Consider the following 17,521-nt stretch of genomic DNA (forward strand, 5'->3'; position numbering starts at 1 on the left):
GGACACTCACGTGTGACCCTGGCCCCACCGGGCGACCACCTGGACGGACCGGCGCGGGAGCCGTGGAGGATGTGAAAGGGTCGTCCGAACGCGTTCCGCAGCGACCGCTCCCGGAGAAGGAGAAGCATCCATGAGGCCGCTGGCCGACAACGAGCACCTGTTCACCTCCGAGTCGGTGACGGAAGGCCACCCCGACAAGATGGCCGACCAGATCTCCGACGCGATCCTCGACGCGGCGCTGACGCAGGATCCGTCGTCCCGGGTCGCGTGCGAGACCCTGATCACCACGGGGCTCGTCGTGGTGGCAGGCGAGATCACCACGACGGCGCAGATCGACTTCGCCGCGGTGGTCCGCGAGACGGTGAACCGGATCGGCTACGACCGCGGCGAGTACGGCTTCGACGGCAACCACTGCGCCGTGATGATCACGCTCGACAAGCAGTCGCCCGACATCGCGCAGGGCGTGGACGCGGCGTTCGAGACCCGCCGCAGGCTCTCCGAGGACGAGCTGGACGCCGCGGGCGCGGGCGACCAGGGCATGATGTTCGGCTTCGCGTGCCGCGAGACCCCGGAGCTCATGCCGCTGCCGATCGCGCTGGCGCACCGGCTGTCGCGGCGGCTGTCGACGGTCCGCAAGGACGGCACGCTGCCCTACCTGCGCCCGGACGGGAAGACCCAGGTCACGGTGCGCTACCGCGACGGCGTGCCGGTGTCGGTGGAGAAGGTCCTGATCTCGACGCAGCACGCGGAGGAGGTCGAGACCGAGCAGATCCGCGCGGACCTGTGGGAGCACGTCGTCACGCGCGAGATCCCGGCCGAGCTGTACTCGATCGACGAACTCGCGGAGAACTTCTACGTCAACCCGACGGGCCGGTTCGTCATCGGCGGCCCGGTCGGCGACGCCGGCCTCACCGGTCGCAAGATCATCGTCGACACCTACGGCGGGTTCGCCCGCCACGGCGGCGGCGCGTTCTCGGGCAAGGACTCCTCGAAGGTCGACCGGTCGGCCGCGTACGCCGCCCGGTACGTCGCGAAGAACATCGTCGCGGCCGGGCTGGCGGACAAGGTCGAGGTGCAGGTCGCCTACGCGATCGGGGTGGCGCACCCGCTGTCGCTGCTGGTGGAGACGTTCGGTACCGAGCAGGTGCCGCTCTCGACGATCCGCAAGCTGGTGGACGACCACTTCGACCTGCGCCCGGCTGCGTTCCGCCGCCACCTCCGGCTGAACCGGCCGATCTTCTCCAAGACGGCCGCGTACGGGCACTTCGGGCGCGACGACGAGGATTTCACGTGGGAGCGCACGGACAAGGCGGACGAGCTGCGGGCGGCCGCCGGGCTCTGACCCCCCGTCGAGAACGACGTTGTGCTGCTCCGGAGGCCCGGATGATCAGCGCAACGTCGTTCACGACGGTCAGCCCGCCTGGGCCTGCACCCGGCGACCCAGGCCGGCCCGTTCCAGGATGTCCGGGATGCCGCGCTCGTAGCCGAACGCCATGACGTGCACCCCGGCCACCCCGGGGATCTCCCGCAGCGCCTGGATCGTCTCGACGCACGCCGTGACCCCCTCCGCGGCGACGAGGTCGGCCGGGACGCCCCGCAGCCGCCGTCCCAGCGACTCCGGGACGACGACGCCGGGCACCTTCGTGCGGATGAACTCGTACGCGCGCAGCGACCGCACCGGTCCCACACCGGCGATCACCTTGCAGCGCTCGGTGACCCCGCGGTCGACGAGCTCACCCATGAAGCGGGCGAACACCTCGAGATCGAACACGAACTGGGTCTGGCAGAACTCCGCGCCCGCCGCGACCTTCTTGGCCAAACGCGCAGCCCGGAACCCCACGGGTGGGGCGAACGGGTTCTCCACCGCCCCGATCAGGTAACGCGGCGGCGGGTCCACGGTCCGTCCGGTGAGCAGCTTGCCCTCGTCGCGCAGGGTGCGGGCCGTCCACACGAGCTGGACGCTGTCCAGGTCGAACACGGGCTTGGCGTCGGCGTGGTCGCCGTGCACGGGGTGGTCACCGGAGAGGAGCAGGACGTTCGGGACGCCCAGCGCCGCGGCCGAGATGAGGTCGGACTGCAACGCGATGCGGTTGCGGTCCCGGCACGTCAGCTGCATGACGGGCTCGATCCCCGCGCGGAGGGCCAGCACGGCACCCGCGAGGCTCGACAGGCGCACGTGCGCGCTCTGGTTGTCCGTGATGTTCGCCGCGTCCACCCAGCCGCGCAGGTGCGCGGCCGAGCGGGCGATCGCGTCCGGGTCGGCGCCCCGGGGCGGACCGATCTCGGCGGTCACGGCGAACCGGCCCGTCGCCAGCGCCCCGCGCAGGCTCACGGGACACCTTGCCGAGTCGTCGGGACGGCCGGCACCCCGAGGTCCACGGGCGACCGGTGGATCGACGGGCGCGGCTCGGCCACCGGGTCCGCCGGTGCCGTCCACAGGTCGTCGTCGCGGCCCAGCCAGTAGTTGATCCACGAGCTGGTGTCGCGCAGCCGGTGGTCGACCGGCCGCTGCAGCGCGGTGAGGTCGCTCCCGCGGCCGGCGGCACCCGCGCGCTCGTGGGCGACCACCCACACGCAGGTGAGGTCGGGGTGCACCTCGCACTCCCCCGCCGGTCCGACGCCGCCGCACGGGCCGTTGCGCAGCTGCTTCGGGCACGTCATGGGGCAGGCGTAGCCGGTGGCGGGCAGCGCGCACTGCCCGCACATCCGGCACCCGAACAGCGCCTCCTTGCCGCGCCGCTCGGCAGCGGTGAACCAGCGCCGCACCCGCGGCGAGCGTTCCAGCCAGCGGGCGAGCCGCCGGTTGACGCCGTTGGGCGCCACGATCGGCTGGACCCGGTACGCGGCTGCTGGTGTGAGCGCGGGCCGCTTCGGACGCGGCCACAGTTCACGGGCCATGGCGACCCCCGTCTAGGAGAGGTTGACGACGTTGCCGTCGGCGTCGAGGTCGATGCGGTGTGCGGCCGGGTCGGCGCCCAGGCCGGGCATGGTGCGCATGTCACCGCAGATCGGGTAGACGAACCCCGCCCCCACCGAGGCGCGCACCTCACGCACCGGCAGCCGCCACCCCGTCGGCGCACCCTTCAACGACGCATCCGAAGAAATCGACAGGTGCGTCTTCGCGATACACACCGGCAGACGCCCGAACCCGTTACGCTCGTAAGAGTCCAGCTGCCGGGCCGCCTTCAGGTCGTAGTCCACCCCCGCCGCGCCGTACACCCGCGTCGCCACCGTCTCGATCTTCTCCCGCAGCGACGCAGAGTCCGGATACAGGAACCGGAAATCCGACGGCTCCTCCGCCGCCTCCGCCACCGCCTCGGCCAGGTCGGTCGCGCCCGCCCCACCGTCCGCGAAGTGGGTGCACACCGCCCACCGCGCCCCCATCGACTCGGCGATCTCGGCGATCGCCGCATGCTCGGACGGGTAATCACCGGGGAACGCGTTGATCGCCACCACCGGCGACACCCCGTGCAACCGGATGTTCTCGATCTGCTTACGCAGGTTCGCCCCACCCAGATGCACCTCGTCCGGGTTCTCCGCGAACAACGCCTCCGGCAACGGCTTCCCCGCCACGATCCGATGCCGCCCGGAGTGCGCCTTCAACGCCCGCACCGTGGTGACCACCACCGCCGCATCCGGGACCAAACCCGATGCCCGGCACTTGATGTTGAAGAACCGCTCCGCGCCCATGTCCGCACCGAACCCGGCCTCGGTCACCAGGTAGTCCCCACCCCGGATACCGATCAGGTCGGCCACCACCGAGGAGTTGCCGTGCGCGATGTTGCCGAACGGCCCGGCGTGCACCAGCACCGGCGTGTTCTCCAACGTCTGCAACAGGTTCGGCTTCAGGGCTTCCTTCATGATCACGGCCATTGCGCCCGCCCCGCCGATGTCCTCCGCCGTGACCGGGGTGCCGTGCCCGGTGTAGCCGACCACGATCCGCCCCAACCGCTCGCGCATCTCCCGAAGCGACCGGGCCAACGCGAAGATCGCCATCACCTCCGACGCGGCGGTGATGTCGAACCCGGTCTGGCGCGGGATCCCGTCGATGTGCGAGCCCAACCCCACGATCACGTTGCGCAACACCCGATCATTGACATCCAACACCCGGCGCCAGGTGATCGAATGCTGGTCCAGGCCGCTGGTGTTGCCCTGGAACAGGTGGTTGTCCAACACCGCCGACAACATGTTGTGCGCCGCCGTCACCGCATGGAAGTCACCGGTCAGGTGCAGGTTCAACGTCTCCATCGGCACCACCTGGCTGTAGCCACCACCCGCAGCGCCGCCCTTGATCCCGAACGTCGGCCCCATCGACGGCTGACGGATCGCGATGGTCGCCCGCCGGCCGGTCCGGGCCATCGCCTGGCCCAGGCCGACGGTCGTGGTGGTCTTGCCCTCGCCGAGCGGGGTGGGCGTCACCGCGGAGACGACCACGTACTTCGCCTTCGGCCGCGACTGCAGTTCCTCAATCGCCGACAGCTTGATCTTCGCGACATGCTCCCCATAGGCCTCCAGCAGATGCGACCCGATCCCCATCGACTCGGCGACATCGCCGAGCGGCTTGAGATGCGCGCCCTGCGCGATCTCCAGATCCGAGGGAAACCCCATCACACCCTCCTGCACTTGCTGATGGTCGCTTCAATGGTCGGGTCCGGCACGGGCTCCGCTCCTCGCTCGCTGACGCTCGCTGCGATGCTCACCCGTGCCTTCCCCTCCGCGTGAATGGTCGGGTCCCGCACGGGCTCCGCTCCTCGCTCGCTGACGCTCGCTGCGATGCTCACCCGTGCCTTCCCCTCCGCCTGATCTCCGCCGTGATCGCCGGGACGATCTCGTGCATGTCGCCGACCACGGCGTAGGTGGCCTTGGTGACCATCGGCGCCTCCTCGTCGGTGTTGATCGCGACGATGGTCTTGGAGCTCGCACAGCCCGCCCAGTGCTGGATCGCGCCGCTGATCCCGCACGGGATGTAGACCTCGGGAGCGATCCGGCTGCCGGTCTGGCCCACCTGCTCGTGGTGCGGACGCCAGCCCAGGCTCGTCACGACCCGGGAGACGCCGAGCGCCCCGCCGAGCACCTCGGTCAGCTCGACGACGCCGTCGAAGCCGTTGGGCCCGCCCGCGCCGCGCCCGGCGCCGACGACGACGCGGGCCGAGGTGAGCGCCCCGGAGCGGTCCGGGCCTGCGGGCTCGGTGGCGACGACCCGGGCCACCAGGTCCTGCGGCGCCACCTCGGGCTCCAGCACGGTGACGGGCGGCGCGGTCGGCGCGGCCGCGGGCTGCGCCTCCACGGCGTGCCCGGCGACAGTGAACAGCGCGGGCCGCTCCGGCAGGCGCATCTCCTCCAGCACCGCGCCGCCGACGACCTGTCGGGCGACGGTGTCGCCGTCCGCCGACACGAGCGCCACGACGTTCGCCGCCATCGCCACGCCGCAGCGCGCCGCGAGGTGGGCGAGGATCTCCATGCCACGCGGCGTGCCCGCCGCGGTGACGGTGTCCGCGCCGGACGCGGCGAGCGCCGCTTCCAGCCCGGAGGCCCAGGTCGCGCCGCCGTAGGCGTCGAAAGCGGACCCGGTGACGTGGTGGACCTCCTCGGCGCCGTAGGCGCCCAGCTCGGCGAGCACCCCGTCCGGCTGGGCGCCGATCAGCACCGCGTGCACCGGTGCCCCGGTGCCACGCGCGAACGTCAGCGCCTCCAGGGAGACCTCGGTGACGCCTCCGGCACCTGCCTCGACGAACACGAGCACGGTCATCGGGTCACCCCCAGCGACTCCAGCAGGTCCACGACGGCCGGAGCCGCCTCCGGGCCACGCCCGAGGATCTCGACGGTGCTCGGCTGGGCGGGTGGCAGCGTGAGCCGGACCCGTCCCGCGCCGGCAGGCGCACCCGCCGGCTCGCGCGTCTCGATCGGCGTCTTCTTGGCCTTCATCCGGCCGGTGATCGTCGGGTAGCGCGGCTCGACGCCGCCCTCCAGCACCGTGACCACCGCGGGCAGCGGCACCCGGAACGTCTCGACCCCGTCCGGGCCGTCACCGACGGCGGTGACCGTGTCACCGTCCACCGAGACCGTCTTCACGCCGTTCACCACGGGACGTTCCAGCAGGTACGCCAGGCGGATGCCCACCTGGAAGTCGCCGGAGTCCGCCGCGTCGTTGCCGAGCAGGACCAGGTCGTGACGCCGCCCCTCACCCTCGTGGGCGCGCACCACCGCCGCGATCTCGCGGGCGACGTCGGCCGGGCCGAGCGCCGCCGCGTCCGCCTCCACCAGCGTCGCGGCCGTACAGCCGACGCCGAGCGCGGTGCGCAGCTGCTCCACCGCGTCCGCGTCGCCGACAGTGAGCACCGTCGCGGTGCCGCCGGTGTCACCGGCGATCCGGACGGCCAGCTCCACCGCGCACGCCTCGTGCGCGCTCGTGGTGAAGCCGATATGGCGGGCGTCCACGCCCTGTGCATCCGGTGTCAGCGTCACCTCGGAACCGACGTCCGGGACGCGCTTGACACAGACCAGAACATCGGTCACTTCAGCCTCGCGTTGGTGGGGTCGAACAGGGACGTGGCGTCGGCGGAGCCGACCGTCACGGGGTACAGCTCCTCCATGTAGGACACGGCGAGCTGGTTGCCGACCTTCGCCTGGTCGGGCGGCAGGTAGGCCAGCAGGACGTGCTTCCCGAGCGAGGGCGCCGAACCCGCGGACGTGACGTACGGGTGGTGGCCGTGGCCGTCGACCAGCGGGCCGCCGTCGCGGGCGAGGATCGGCTCGCCGCCGAGCATGTAGCGCTTGATCCCCGACGACGAGGTGTGGTCGTCGACCGTCAGGGTGGCGAGGACGGCTGCGGGTGCGCTCGCGCGCTGCGCGAGGTAGGCCTCGCGCCCGACGAACTCCGCGGCCTTGACCTTCGGCCGGGCCATCCCGGCCTCGATGATCGTGCGCTCCGCGTCGAGCTCGAACCCGAAGGCCCGGTAGCCCTTCTCCAGCCGGCCGGTGGTGCCGTACACGCCGATCCCGACGGGCACCGCGCCGTCCTGCGCGCCGCACGAGTGCAGGAGCTCCCACAGCCGCGCGCCCTGTTCCATGGGCACGTACAGCTCCCACCCGAGCTCGCCGACGTAGGAGATCCGCGACGCGAGCACCGCCACGTTGCCGATCGTGATCTCGCGGCAGGTCAGGAACCGGAACCCGGCATCGGAGACGTCGTCGTCGGTGAGCCGGCCGAGGATGTCGCGGGCCTTCGGCCCCCACAGCCCGATGGTCGTGTACGCCGAGGTGAGGTCGACGACGGCGGTCCCGCCCGCGTGGTCGGCGAACCACTTGAGGTCGGCCATGCCGTGTGCGCCGCCGGTGACGACGCGGTAGCGGTCGTGGGCCAGGCGCATCACGGTGAGGTCCGAGCGGAACCCGCCGTTGCCGTCCAGGACGGGCGTGTAGATCACGCGCCCCTCGGGCACGTCCGCCTGCGCGACGACGATCCCCTGCACGGCGTCGGCCGCCTTCGGCCCGACCACGTCGAAGATCGCGAACGCCGACAGGTCGACGATGCCGGCCCGCTCGCGCATGGCGAGGTGCTCGGCGTTGATGATCGGCGACCACCAGCGGGCGTCCCACTCGTGCTCGCGCGGCATGACCCGCTCGCCGTACTCACCCAGCAGCGCCTCGTTGGAGGCGTACCAGAACGGGCGCTCCCAGCCGGCCGTCTCGAAGAAGACGGCCCCGGCCGCGCGCTGCGCGGCGTGCATCGGGGCGAGGCGCTTGCCGCGCTCCCCCTCCCACTGCTCGCCGGGGTGCACGATGCCGTAGGTCTTGTTGAACGCCTCCGACGTCCGCGACCGGACGTGCTCGCGGGTGCGCTGGTGGGGGTAGAAGCGGGCGATGTCGGAGTGGTGCAGGTCGATCTCGGAGTGCCCGTGGGTCATCCACTCCGCGACCGCGCGCCCGACACCCGGCCCCTCCTTGACCCAGACGGCCGCGGCCGACCAGAGGCCCTTCACCTCGGGGGTCTCGCCGAGGATCGGCGCGCCGTCCGGGGTGAGGGAGAGCAGGCCGTTGATCGCGTAGCGGATCTCCGCACCGTCCGCGCCCAGCGCCTCCGGCATGAGCTCCAGCGCCTGCTCTAGCTGCGGGTCGAAGTCGTCCTCCGTGAACGGCAGCTCGGTCGGCGAGAGCTTCGCCTGCTCGATCGAGGGGATCTCCTCGGGGTCGTAGAGGATCGCCCGGTGGGCGTAGGAGCCGACCTCCATGTCGGCGCCGTGCTGGCGTTCGTAGCAGAAGGTGTCCATGTCCCGGATGATCGGGAAGCTGATCTCGCCAGGGCGCTCCGCGAGCTGCGGGATCGGGCCCACCGAGATCATCTGGTGGACGGCCGGGGTGAGCGGGATCGCCGCCCCCGCCATGCGCGCGAGCTTCGGGCTCCACACGCCGCAGGCGACGACGACGTAGTCGGCCTCGATGTCGCCCTTGTCGGTGCGGACGCGGCGGATGCGGCCGCGCTCGACGTCCATCCCGAGCACCTCGACGTTCGGCACGATGGTGAGCGCGCCCGCGTCGATCGCGGACTCGCGCATCAGGGTGCCCGCACGCAGCGAGTCCACCACGCCGACCGACGGGGTCCAGAACGCGCCGATGATCCGTTCCTTGTCGAGGAACGGCACCTTCTCGACGACCTCGTCGGGGGTGACGAGCGCGGACTCGATGCCCCAGGCCTTCGCCGAGGACATGCGCCGGCGCAACTCCTCCATCCGCTCCTCGGTCCGCGCCACCTCGTAGCCGCCGGACTCGGTGAACACGCCCAGCTCCTTGTACTGGCGCATCGAGTCCAGGGTGAGGTCGGCCAGCTCGCGGGAGTGGTCGACGGGGAAGATGAAGTTCGACGCGTGCCCCGTCGAGCCGCCCGGGTTGGGCAGCGGGCCCTTGTCGATCTGCACGATCTCGCGCCAGCCCAGGCGGGCCAGGTGGTACACGAGGCTGTTGCCGACGATGCCGGCGCCGATGACGACGCAGCGGGCGGAGGCCGGTACCGATGCCATGAGGTCTCCTTGTCCTCTTGATCGTCCTCTGGGGCCGCTAGTCGCCGAGCTCGCGGCGGCGGCGGGTGACGTACTCCTCCAGCTCGGCGCGCACCGCGTCGTCCAGCGGCGGCTGCTCGTACTCGTCGAGCGTGCGGCGCGCGATCTCCCCGGCGCGGGCGGCGGCGTCGCTCCCGCCCCCGCGCAACCAGCGGTCGTAGTTCTGCGAGCTGGACAGGAAGGGCCGGTAGAAGCAGGTGCGGAACCGTTCCATGGTGTGGGCCGCACCCAGGAAGTGCCCGCCGTGGCGGACCTCGTCGTGGGCCTCGAACGCGAGCGACGCCTCGTCGATCTCCAGCGGCGTGAACTCGTGCTGCAGCATCTCCAGCACCTGCACGTCGATGACGAACTTCTCGTAGCTCGCCACCAGGCCGCCCTCCAGCCAGCCTGCGGAGTGCATGACCCAGTTGATGCCCGCGAGGAAGGTCGGGAGCATCGTCATCAGGCCCTCGTAGCCGGCCTGCGCGTCGGGCATCTGGCTGGACGTCATCCCGCCACCGGAACGCACGGGAAGGCCGAACCGGCGCGCGATCTGGCCCGTACAGAGCAGCCCGATTGCGGATTCCGGCGTACCGAAGCAGGGGGAGCCGGACTGCATGTCGATGTTCGACAGGAACGACCCGAAGATCACGGGACAACCGGGTCTGATCAATTGCGACAGGGTGATTCCGGTGAGCGCCTCGGCGATCTGCTGCGCGAGCGACGCCGGAATGGACACCGGGGACATCGCGCCCATCAACAGGAACGGTGTGATCACCACGGCCTGGTTGGCCGCGGAGTACTCGAACTGGGCGTCGAGCATGCGGTCGTCCCAGCGCAGCGGGGAATTGCAGTTGATGAGCGAGATCGTCGCCGGGGTGGCCTCGATCGCCGCCCGGCCGCCGAAGAGGATCTCGCTCATGGCGATGGTGTCGCGGGCGTTCTCCCCCGACACGACGTTGCCCATGTAGATCTTGTCGGTGAGCGTCTGGAGCGCGTAGGTCATGTCGAGGTGGCGCGAGTCCAGCGGCGCGTCCTCGGGCTCGCAGATGACGCCACCCGCGCTGTCCAGGGCGTCGAAGGACTGCGCGAGCTTGGTGAAGTTGCGGAAGTCGGCCATCGACGCGTCGCGGCGGACGTCCCCCTCGCGGACGAACGGCGGGCCGTAGACGCCGCCGAAGACCATGGCGTCGTCGCCGATGTGGACGCTGCGCGCGGGGTTGCGGGCCTGCACGTCGAACGAGCGGGGAGCCTTGGCGACCTGTTCGAGGATGAAGTCCGGGTCGAACCGGACGCAGTCGTCCTCGACCTTCTGGCCCGCCTGGCGGAACAGCTCCAGCGCGCGGGGGGACAGGAACTCCACGCCGATCTCGGAGACGATCCTGCGCCACCCACGGTCCAGCGTCTCCAGCGCGTCCTCGGAGAGGATCTCGTAGTGGGGCATGGCGTTGCGGAACATGCTTCGTCACTTTCTACGGGGGTCCGCCGGCCGGGCCTCTTGACTCGATGTCCGGCCGGCGTCACAGTAACGGCAATTCGCGGAACACAGGTTCCACAATATGAAACTCTTCCGAGGAGACAGGCGCGGAACAATGACGACACCAGTGGGCAGCCAGGCCGTCGACCGCGCGAGCGCCCTGCTCGCGCTGATCGTGGAATCCGGCGGGCCCCGCACGTTCACCTCCCTCGTCGACGAGCTGGGGCTCGCGAAGTCCACGACGTCGCGGCTGCTGCAGGCGATGGAGCGCCGCCGCCTCGTTCAGCGCGACCGCGCGGGAGCGTTTCGGCCCGGCGCGCTCTTCTCGCTCTACGCAGCTCGGCCGAGCGCGCTGCACGACCTCTCGGAGCTGGCCCGCCCCACCATGGAGCACCTCTCCGACGTCTGCCGCGAGACCGTGAACATCGCCGTCCCCCGCGGCAGCCAGGTCGTGCAGATCGGCCAGGTCGACAGCCGCTACGTGGTCGGCGCCACGAACTGGGTGGGCGTGGACGCCCCAGCGCACTGCACCGCGCTGGGCAAGGTGCTCTACGCCTACGGCGCGCTCACCCCGCCCCGGGGCAACCTGGAGCGCCGCACCGCGCACTCCCCCATGGACCGCGCCCAGCTCGACCACATGCTCGTGGAGGTGCGCCGCCGCGGCTGGGCCGCCTCGCTCGACGAGCTCGAGGTGGGGCTCGCCGCCGTGGGCGCACCCGTACGCGCCGTGGACGGGGGTGTCGTGGCCGCGATCTCGGTGTCGGGGCCCACCAACCGCATCAACGACCTCGGCATCACCAAGCTCGGCGACCTCCTGGTGACTGAGCTGCGCGGGCTCGCCGCGCTCTTGGGACACCAGCCCCGGAAGGAAGGCGTGGCCTGATCATGACCGAACACATCCTGCGCGGCCTCTACGACGAGACTCTCGTCGGCAACGGCCCGCGCGTGCTGGAGCTGACCCGGGAGGGGCTCGACGTGGGCCTGGCGCCCGAGACGATGCTCTTCGACGCGCTCATCCCGGCGCTGGAGGAGGTCGGGGCGCGGTTCGAGCGCGGCGACTTCTTCGTCCCCGAGATGCTCGTCGCCGGCAAGGCGATGGCAGGGGCGCTGGACCTCCTGCGCCCGCTGCTGGCCGAGACCGGCGCCCAGACCGTCGGCACCTTCCTCATGAGCACCGTGAAGGGCGACGTGCACGACATCGGCAAGAACCTGGTCAACATCATGTTGGAGGGCGCGGGCTTCCACGTGATCGACCTGGGCGTGCAGGTCTCGCCGGAGAAGGTGATCGCGGGCATCAAGGAGTACCGCCCCGACATCGTCGGCTTCTCCGCGTTCCTCACCACGACGATGCCGATGTTCAAGGCCAACATCAACGCGCTGCAGAAGGCCGGGCTGCGCGACGACGTCATCGTGATGGTCGGCGGGGCGCCGGTCACCCAGGAGTACGCGGACGCGGTGGGCGCGGACGGCTACGCCGCCGACGCCGCCACGGCCGTCCGCAAGGCGAAGGAGCTGCTCGCGGTGCGCCGCGCAGCCGTGACCATCTCGGAGGGGGTGGCGTGATGCACACCGTGATCAGTTCGGAGACCCGCGAGGTCGTCATCGGCTCGGACCGGCCGTTCTGCCTCATCGGCGAGCGGATCAACCCCACCGGCCGGCGGATCTTCGCCGAGCAGCTGCGCGGCGGGGACCTCTCGCGCATCGCGATCGACGTCGAGCAGCAGGTGGCGGGCGGCGCCACGATGCTCGACGTGAACATGGGCGTCCCGCTCGCCGACGAGGCCGAGCTGCTCTCCCGGGCCGTCACCATGATCCAGGAGCTCACGGACCTGCCGCTGTGCATCGACTCCTCCGTCGTCGAGGCGCTGGAGGCGGGCCTCGCGGCCTACAAGGGCAAGGCGCTGGTCAACTCCGTCACGGGCGAACGGGAGCGGCTCGACGCGATCCTGCCGCTCGTCGCGCGGTACGGGGCGGCGGTGATCGCGCTGCCCAACGAGGAGGACGAGATCCCCGAGGAGCCCGAGAAGCGCCTGGAGATCACCCGCAAGATCGTCGACATCGCCACCGGCGAGTACGGCATCCCGCTGGAGGACATCGTCGTCGACCCGCTGGCCATGCCGGTCGGGGCCGACACCACGCTGGTACGGACGACGTTGCGCACCATCGAGCTGATCCGCGACGAGTTCGGCCTCAACATGACCCTCGGCGCGTCCAACGTGTCCTTCGGCATGCCCGGACGGCACGCGCTCGGGGCGGCGTTCCTGCCGATGGCGATGCACGCCGGGCTCACCAGCGCCGTCATGGACGTGCGGGCAGCGCAGATCGTCGAGGCGGTGAAGGCCGCCGACCTGCTGATGGGCAACGACGACTGGGGGGCGAACTGGATCGCGGCCTACCGTGCGGCCCAGGCCGCCCAGGCCGCCCAAACCGCCGTGGCGTCGTGAGAAGGGTCCCGTGAGATGAGCGGGACACCCGACGGCGGCACGAGCCCGCCCACCCCGGACCGGGTCCGGATCACCTTCCATCCCGATGGCGGGCAGCCGCGCGAGGTGCGGGTGCCCACCGGCGTCACGCTGTTCGACGCGGCGAGCTGGAACGGCATCGCCGTGGACTCCACCTGCGGCGGGCACGGCACCTGCCGCAAGTGCCGGATGCGCGTCACCGAGGGCGAGATGGCGGTCTCGCGGCTGGACCCGCGGGCCTACACGCCGGACGAGCTGCGGGCGGGCTGGCGGCTGGCGTGCACGGCCGCGGCCACCTGCGACCTCACCGTCGAGGTGCCACCGCTCGTCACCCGCCCCAAGGCCGCCACCGTCGGCGTCGGGCGGCAGGTGATCCTGCGCCCGGCCGTCCAGAAGCGGTGCGTCACGCTCACCGAGCCGACGCTCGCCGACCAGCGCTCGGATCTCCAGAGGCTGCGCGACGCCCTGCCGGACCTGGAGCTCGTGGCCGACCTGCGCGCGGTCCGCAACCTCACCCGGGCGATGCGCGCCGCCCTGCTCGACGGGGACGGCGAGGTCACGGCGGTCGTGGTCGACTCCACCGACGGGCAGCGGCTGATCGACGTCGAACCGGGCGACACCAGCGCCCGGCGCTTCGGCATCGCCTACGACCTCGGCACCACCACCGTCGTCGCCACCCTGCTCGACCTCGCCACGGGCACGCCGGTGGCGGTGGCGTCCGTGCTCAACCCGCAGCAGCCCTTCGGCGCGGACGTCATCACCCGGATCAGCGCCACGATGCTCGACGAGGCGGCACTGGAACGCCTCTCGGCGCTGGCGCACGGCTGCCTCGACGACCTCGCCGCCGAGGTGTGCGCCGGGGCCGACGTCGACCGCGGCGAGGTCTACGAGATCGCCCTCGCCGGCAACGCCACGATGGTGCACCTCGCGCTGGGCATCGACCCGGAGCCGCTGGGCGTCGCCCCGTTCGTGATGGCCTCCCGCACGTTCGAGGGGCTCACCGCCGTCGATCTCGGCGTGGGCGTGCACCCCGGCGCCCCGGCGTTCGTGTTCCCGGCGCTCGGCGCGTACGTGGGCGGCGACATCGTCGCCGGCGCGCTCGCCTCGGGGATGGACCGCGACCGGCGGATCCGGCTGTTCATCGACGTCGGCACGAACTGCGAGATCGTCCTGGCGGCGGGTGAGCGCCTGCTCGCCACGGCCGCCCCCGCCGGTCCCGCGTTCGAGGGCGCGGCGATCCGGTGCGGAATGCGCGCCGCGCCGGGCGCCATCGAGGGCGTGAAGATCAGCGACGACGACGTCGCGCTGCAGGTCATCGGGGACGTCGCCCCCCTGGGGCTGTGCGGGTCGGGGCTGGTCGACGCCGTCGCGTCGCTGGTGGCGGCCGGACTGCTGGACCCGTCGGGCCGGTTGCTCGCTGCGGATGCCCCCGGGGTGTCGCCCGGGCTGGCCGACCGGCTGCGCCAGGTCGGCCAGGAGCGGGTGTTCGTGCTCGCCTTCGGGCCGGACGGCTCCGGCGGCTCCGTCGGCTCCGGCGGCTCCGGCGACAAGGCGATGGAGGGCGCGGTCTACCTCTCCCAGCGCGACGTCCGCGAGCTGCAGTTCGCCAAGGCCGCCATCGCCACCGGCTGGCGGCTGCTGCTGGAGGAACACGGCCTCGTCGACGCCGACGTCGCCCAGGTGCTGCTCGCCGGGTCCTTCGGCAGCTACCTCTCGCCCGCGAGCGCCGTCCGGATCGGCCTGGTCCCGGACGTGTCGGTGCTGCGGATCGTGAGCGCGGGCAACGTCGCGGGCGAGGGCGCGAAGATGGCGCTGCTGTCCGTGCGCGAGCGCGCGGCGGCCACCGCCCTGGTGGAGGGGGTGCACTATGTCGAGCTCTCCGACCGTGCCGACTTCAACGACCGGTTCATCGACCAGCTCTCCTTCCCGGTCTGACCGGGTCGCGGTGGTGGCGTGCGGGGCGCTCGCCCGGCACGTGCACCACCTCGCCGAGCGGTTCGGCTGGCCCGTCGACGTGCACCCGCTGCCGCCCCTGCTGCACAACCGGCCCGAGCGGATCGCCCCCGCCGTCGAGGAGCTGGTGGTGCGACTCGCGGGGTACGGCGCCGTCGCCGTCGCCTACGCGGACTGTGGAACCTACGGCGCCCTGGACGAGGTCTGCGCCCGGCTCGGCGTCGCCCGGCTGCCCGGTGCCCACTGCTACGACGTGTTCGCCGGTGAACGGCGGGTGCGGGCGCTGCTCGCCGAGGAGCCGGGCACGTACCTGCTCACGGACTATCTGGCCGTCACGTTCGAACGGTCGGTGGTGGCGGAGCTCGGGCTGGACCGCTTCCCCGAGCTGAAGGCGGACTACTTCGGCCACTACCGCCGCGTCGTCTGGCTCGCCCAGGACCCCACGCCGCACCGGCGGGCCGCGGCGCAGGCCGCGGCGTCCTTCATGGATCTTCCGCTGGTCGTCGTGCCCGTCGGGGACGGCGGGCTGGCGCGGGCGCTGGCGGCGATCATCCCCCGGACCCGGAGTTCCAATTCCGCATCTCCCGGTTGACGGCGCCCTGGCGCGCGCTCATGGTGATCGGAACCGGCGGCCGGTCACCCGGTCGCGGCGCGTCCTTGTCGGTCGATGACGACCCGTCATCGACCTCGGCACTCCTTGGGGGAGCGATGAGCATCCAGGACCGGCCAACGGACACACCATCGGCGGAACCCGTGCCGGAGGGCCAGGCCCTCTGCGAGCAGCGATACCCCGTGGACCGCGTCGTCTTCGGCGTCTCCGCGGTACTCGTCCTCGCCTTCATCGTGTGGGGCGTGGTCAGCGCCGCGTCGCTCGGTGCTGTCGCCTCGAGCGTGCTCGGCGCCGTGATGACCGGGGGCGGCTGGGCGTTCGTGCTCGCCGCCAGCGGCTTCGTGATCTTCGCTTTGTGGCTCGCGTTCTCGAAGTACGGTCGCGTGCCCCTGGGACGCGACGACGAGCTGCCGGAGTTCCGGACGGTGTCGTGGATCGCGATGATGTTCAGCGCCGGCATGGGCATCGGGTTGATGTTCTGGGGGGTCGCCGAACCGCTCGCGCACTACACCGACCCGCCGCCCGGCACCGTCCCCGCCAACTCCCCGGAGGCCCTGGACGTCGCCATGGCGACGACCCTCTTCCACTGGACGCTGCACCCGTGGGCGATCTACGCGGTGGTCGGGCTGGCCATTGCCTACGGCACGTTCCGGCGCGGGCGCCGCCAGCTCATCAGCGCGGCCTTCGTGCCGCTGCTCGGCGAGCGCCGCACGGAGGGTCCGCTCGGCCGGACCATCGACGTCCTCGCGATCTTCGCGACCCTCTTCGGCTCGGCGGCCTCGCTCGGCCTCGGCGCCCTGCAGATCGGGGGCGGGCTCATGGCGGGCGGGTTCATGGAGAACGTCGGGGAGATCCTGCTCGTCACGATCATCGTCGTGCTGACGATCGCCTTCATCCTCTCCGCGGTCACCGGTGTCGCGAAGGGCATCCAGTGGCTGTCGAACATCAACATGGTGCTCGCCGCCATCCTGGCCGTGTTCGTGTTCGTCTTCGGCCCGACGGTGCTGATCCTCAACCTGATCCCGTCGTCGATCGGCGCCTACTTCGGTGATCTCGCCGAGATGGCGGCCCGTACCGCCGCCACCGGTGGGGACGCCACCGCCGAGTGGCTGGCCGGCTGGACGGTCTTCTACTGGGCGTGGTGGATCTCCTGGACGCCGTTCGTCGGCATGTTCATCGCGCGGATCAGCCGCGGCCGCACGATCCGGCAGTTCGTCGTCGGCGTGCTGCTCATCCCGAGCCTGGTCAGCCTGCTGTGGTTCTGCATCTTCGGCGGGGCCGCGATCAACGCCCAGCGCACCGGCACCGACCTCGCGGCGCTGTCCACGGAGGGGCAGCTGTTCGGGCTGCTGGACACGCTGCCGGTCGGCGGGTTCCTCAGCATCGTCGCGATGCTGCTCGTCGCCATCTTCTTCGTCTCCGGCGCGGACGCCGCGTCCATGGTGATGGGGACGCTGTCGCACCGCGGCTCGATCTTCCCCAGCCGCGGCGTGGTGATCTTCTGGGGATCCGTGATGGGCGCGATCGCGGCCATCATGCTCATCGTGGGCGGTGGCGAGGGCACCGCACTCACCGGCATCCAGAACATCACGATCATCATGGCGGCACCGTTCGCCCTGATCATGGTGCTGCTCTGCGTCGCGCTGGCGAAGGACCTGCGCAACGACCCGATCATCCGCCGGGGAGCCCGGTCGGTCGAGGCCGTCGAGGCCTCGATCGACTTCGGCACCCGCACGTACGGCGACCGCTTCTTCCTCCCGGTCAAGCCGCATCCCACGACGGGGGTGCGCGAGCATCCCGGCAACGGGCAGAAGGCCGAGATGACGGCCGAGACACCGACCGAGGTACCGGCCGAGGTACCGACCGAGGTACCGACCGATGTACCGACCGGGACGCCTTCGGAACGCAGCCAGGCGTGACGGATCCCGCGGCGGCGGTGACCTGCCCGTTTCACCCGGGCGTGTCACTGCCGCCTCGGCGTGTC

The 17,521-nt window shown here is 71.5% G+C and carries 14 protein-coding genes; 7 read left to right on the top strand and 7 right to left on the bottom strand.

Features of this window, described 5'->3' with window-relative positions:
- Positions 1-130 precede the first annotated feature (130 nt).
- The gene (gene metK, locus AB7J25_RS07175) at positions 131-1,342 is read left to right on the top strand and encodes a methionine adenosyltransferase (protein ID WP_428506347.1); all 1,212 of its coding nucleotides are present in this window, start codon (positions 131-133) and stop codon (positions 1,340-1,342) included.
- Positions 1,343-1,411: 69 nt separating this feature from the next.
- On the opposite strand, the gene AB7J25_RS07180 is transcribed toward metK, so the two are convergent.
- The 7 genes from AB7J25_RS07180 to AB7J25_RS07210 all read right to left on the bottom strand — a co-directional run bounded on the left by AB7J25_RS07180 (position 1,412) and on the right by AB7J25_RS07210 (position 10,494).
- Positions 1,412-2,332 (bottom strand): methylenetetrahydrofolate reductase, encoded by a 921-nt coding sequence (locus AB7J25_RS07180; protein WP_428506349.1) that lies wholly within the window; start codon positions 2,330-2,332, stop codon positions 1,412-1,414.
- Complete coding sequence (locus AB7J25_RS07185) at positions 2,329-2,898, bottom strand: methylenetetrahydrofolate reductase C-terminal domain-containing protein (RefSeq protein ID WP_428506351.1); 570 nt, start codon at positions 2,896-2,898, stop codon at positions 2,329-2,331. Before AB7J25_RS07185 ends, AB7J25_RS07180 begins: the two co-directional genes overlap by 4 nt.
- Before the next feature lie 12 nt (positions 2,899-2,910).
- On the bottom strand, positions 2,911-4,608 hold the full coding sequence (locus AB7J25_RS07190) for a formate--tetrahydrofolate ligase (RefSeq protein ID WP_428506353.1): 1,698 nt from the start codon (positions 4,606-4,608) through the stop codon (positions 2,911-2,913).
- Between the two features lie 169 nt (positions 4,609-4,777).
- Positions 4,778-5,749, bottom strand: a complete 972-nt coding sequence (locus tag AB7J25_RS07195; protein ID WP_428506355.1) for an electron transfer flavoprotein subunit alpha/FixB family protein — start codon at positions 5,747-5,749, stop codon at positions 4,778-4,780.
- Positions 5,746-6,516, bottom strand: coding sequence for an electron transfer flavoprotein subunit beta/FixA family protein (locus AB7J25_RS07200; protein ID WP_428506357.1), 771 nt, complete (start codon positions 6,514-6,516; stop codon positions 5,746-5,748). The genes AB7J25_RS07195 and AB7J25_RS07200 overlap by 4 nt, the downstream gene beginning before the upstream one ends.
- Positions 6,513-9,017: a GcvT family protein gene (locus AB7J25_RS07205; RefSeq protein ID WP_428506359.1), complete on the bottom strand. Its 2,505-nt coding sequence runs from the start codon at positions 9,015-9,017 to the stop codon at positions 6,513-6,515. Before AB7J25_RS07205 ends, AB7J25_RS07200 begins: the two co-directional genes overlap by 4 nt.
- A gap of 37 nt (positions 9,018-9,054) precedes the next feature.
- Positions 9,055-10,494 carry a trimethylamine methyltransferase family protein gene (locus AB7J25_RS07210; RefSeq protein ID WP_428506361.1) on the bottom strand — a complete coding sequence of 480 codons (1,440 nt, stop codon included), beginning with the start codon at positions 10,492-10,494 and terminating at the stop codon, positions 9,055-9,057.
- Positions 10,495-10,627: 133 nt separating this feature from the next.
- Between AB7J25_RS07210 and AB7J25_RS07215 the strand changes: the two genes are divergently transcribed.
- From AB7J25_RS07215 to AB7J25_RS07240, 6 genes are all read left to right on the top strand, one after another.
- Complete coding sequence (locus tag AB7J25_RS07215) at positions 10,628-11,395, top strand: IclR family transcriptional regulator (protein ID WP_428506363.1); 768 nt, start codon at positions 10,628-10,630, stop codon at positions 11,393-11,395.
- A 2-nt stretch (positions 11,396-11,397) separates the two neighbouring features.
- Entirely contained in the window at positions 11,398-12,075 is a 678-nt protein-coding gene (locus tag AB7J25_RS07220; protein ID WP_428506365.1) for a corrinoid protein, read from the top strand.
- Positions 12,075-12,956: a dihydropteroate synthase gene (locus AB7J25_RS07225; protein WP_428506367.1), complete on the top strand. Its 882-nt coding sequence runs from the start codon at positions 12,075-12,077 to the stop codon at positions 12,954-12,956. The genes AB7J25_RS07220 and AB7J25_RS07225 overlap by 1 nt, the downstream gene beginning before the upstream one ends.
- A gap of 15 nt (positions 12,957-12,971) precedes the next feature.
- The gene (locus tag AB7J25_RS07230) at positions 12,972-14,909 is read left to right on the top strand and encodes an ASKHA domain-containing protein (protein ID WP_428506369.1); all 1,938 of its coding nucleotides are present in this window, start codon (positions 12,972-12,974) and stop codon (positions 14,907-14,909) included.
- A gap of 10 nt (positions 14,910-14,919) precedes the next feature.
- Positions 14,920-15,519: a DUF1638 domain-containing protein gene (locus tag AB7J25_RS07235; protein WP_428506371.1), complete on the top strand. Its 600-nt coding sequence runs from the start codon at positions 14,920-14,922 to the stop codon at positions 15,517-15,519.
- Between the two features lie 200 nt (positions 15,520-15,719).
- Positions 15,720-17,456 carry a BCCT family transporter gene (locus AB7J25_RS07240; protein WP_428506373.1) on the top strand — a complete coding sequence of 579 codons (1,737 nt, stop codon included), beginning with the start codon at positions 15,720-15,722 and terminating at the stop codon, positions 17,454-17,456.
- Positions 17,457-17,521: the final 65 nt, after the last annotated feature.

This window comes from Pseudonocardia sp. (assembly GCF_050246655.1).
Taxonomy (GTDB): Bacteria; Actinomycetota; Actinomycetes; order Mycobacteriales; family Pseudonocardiaceae; genus Pseudonocardia.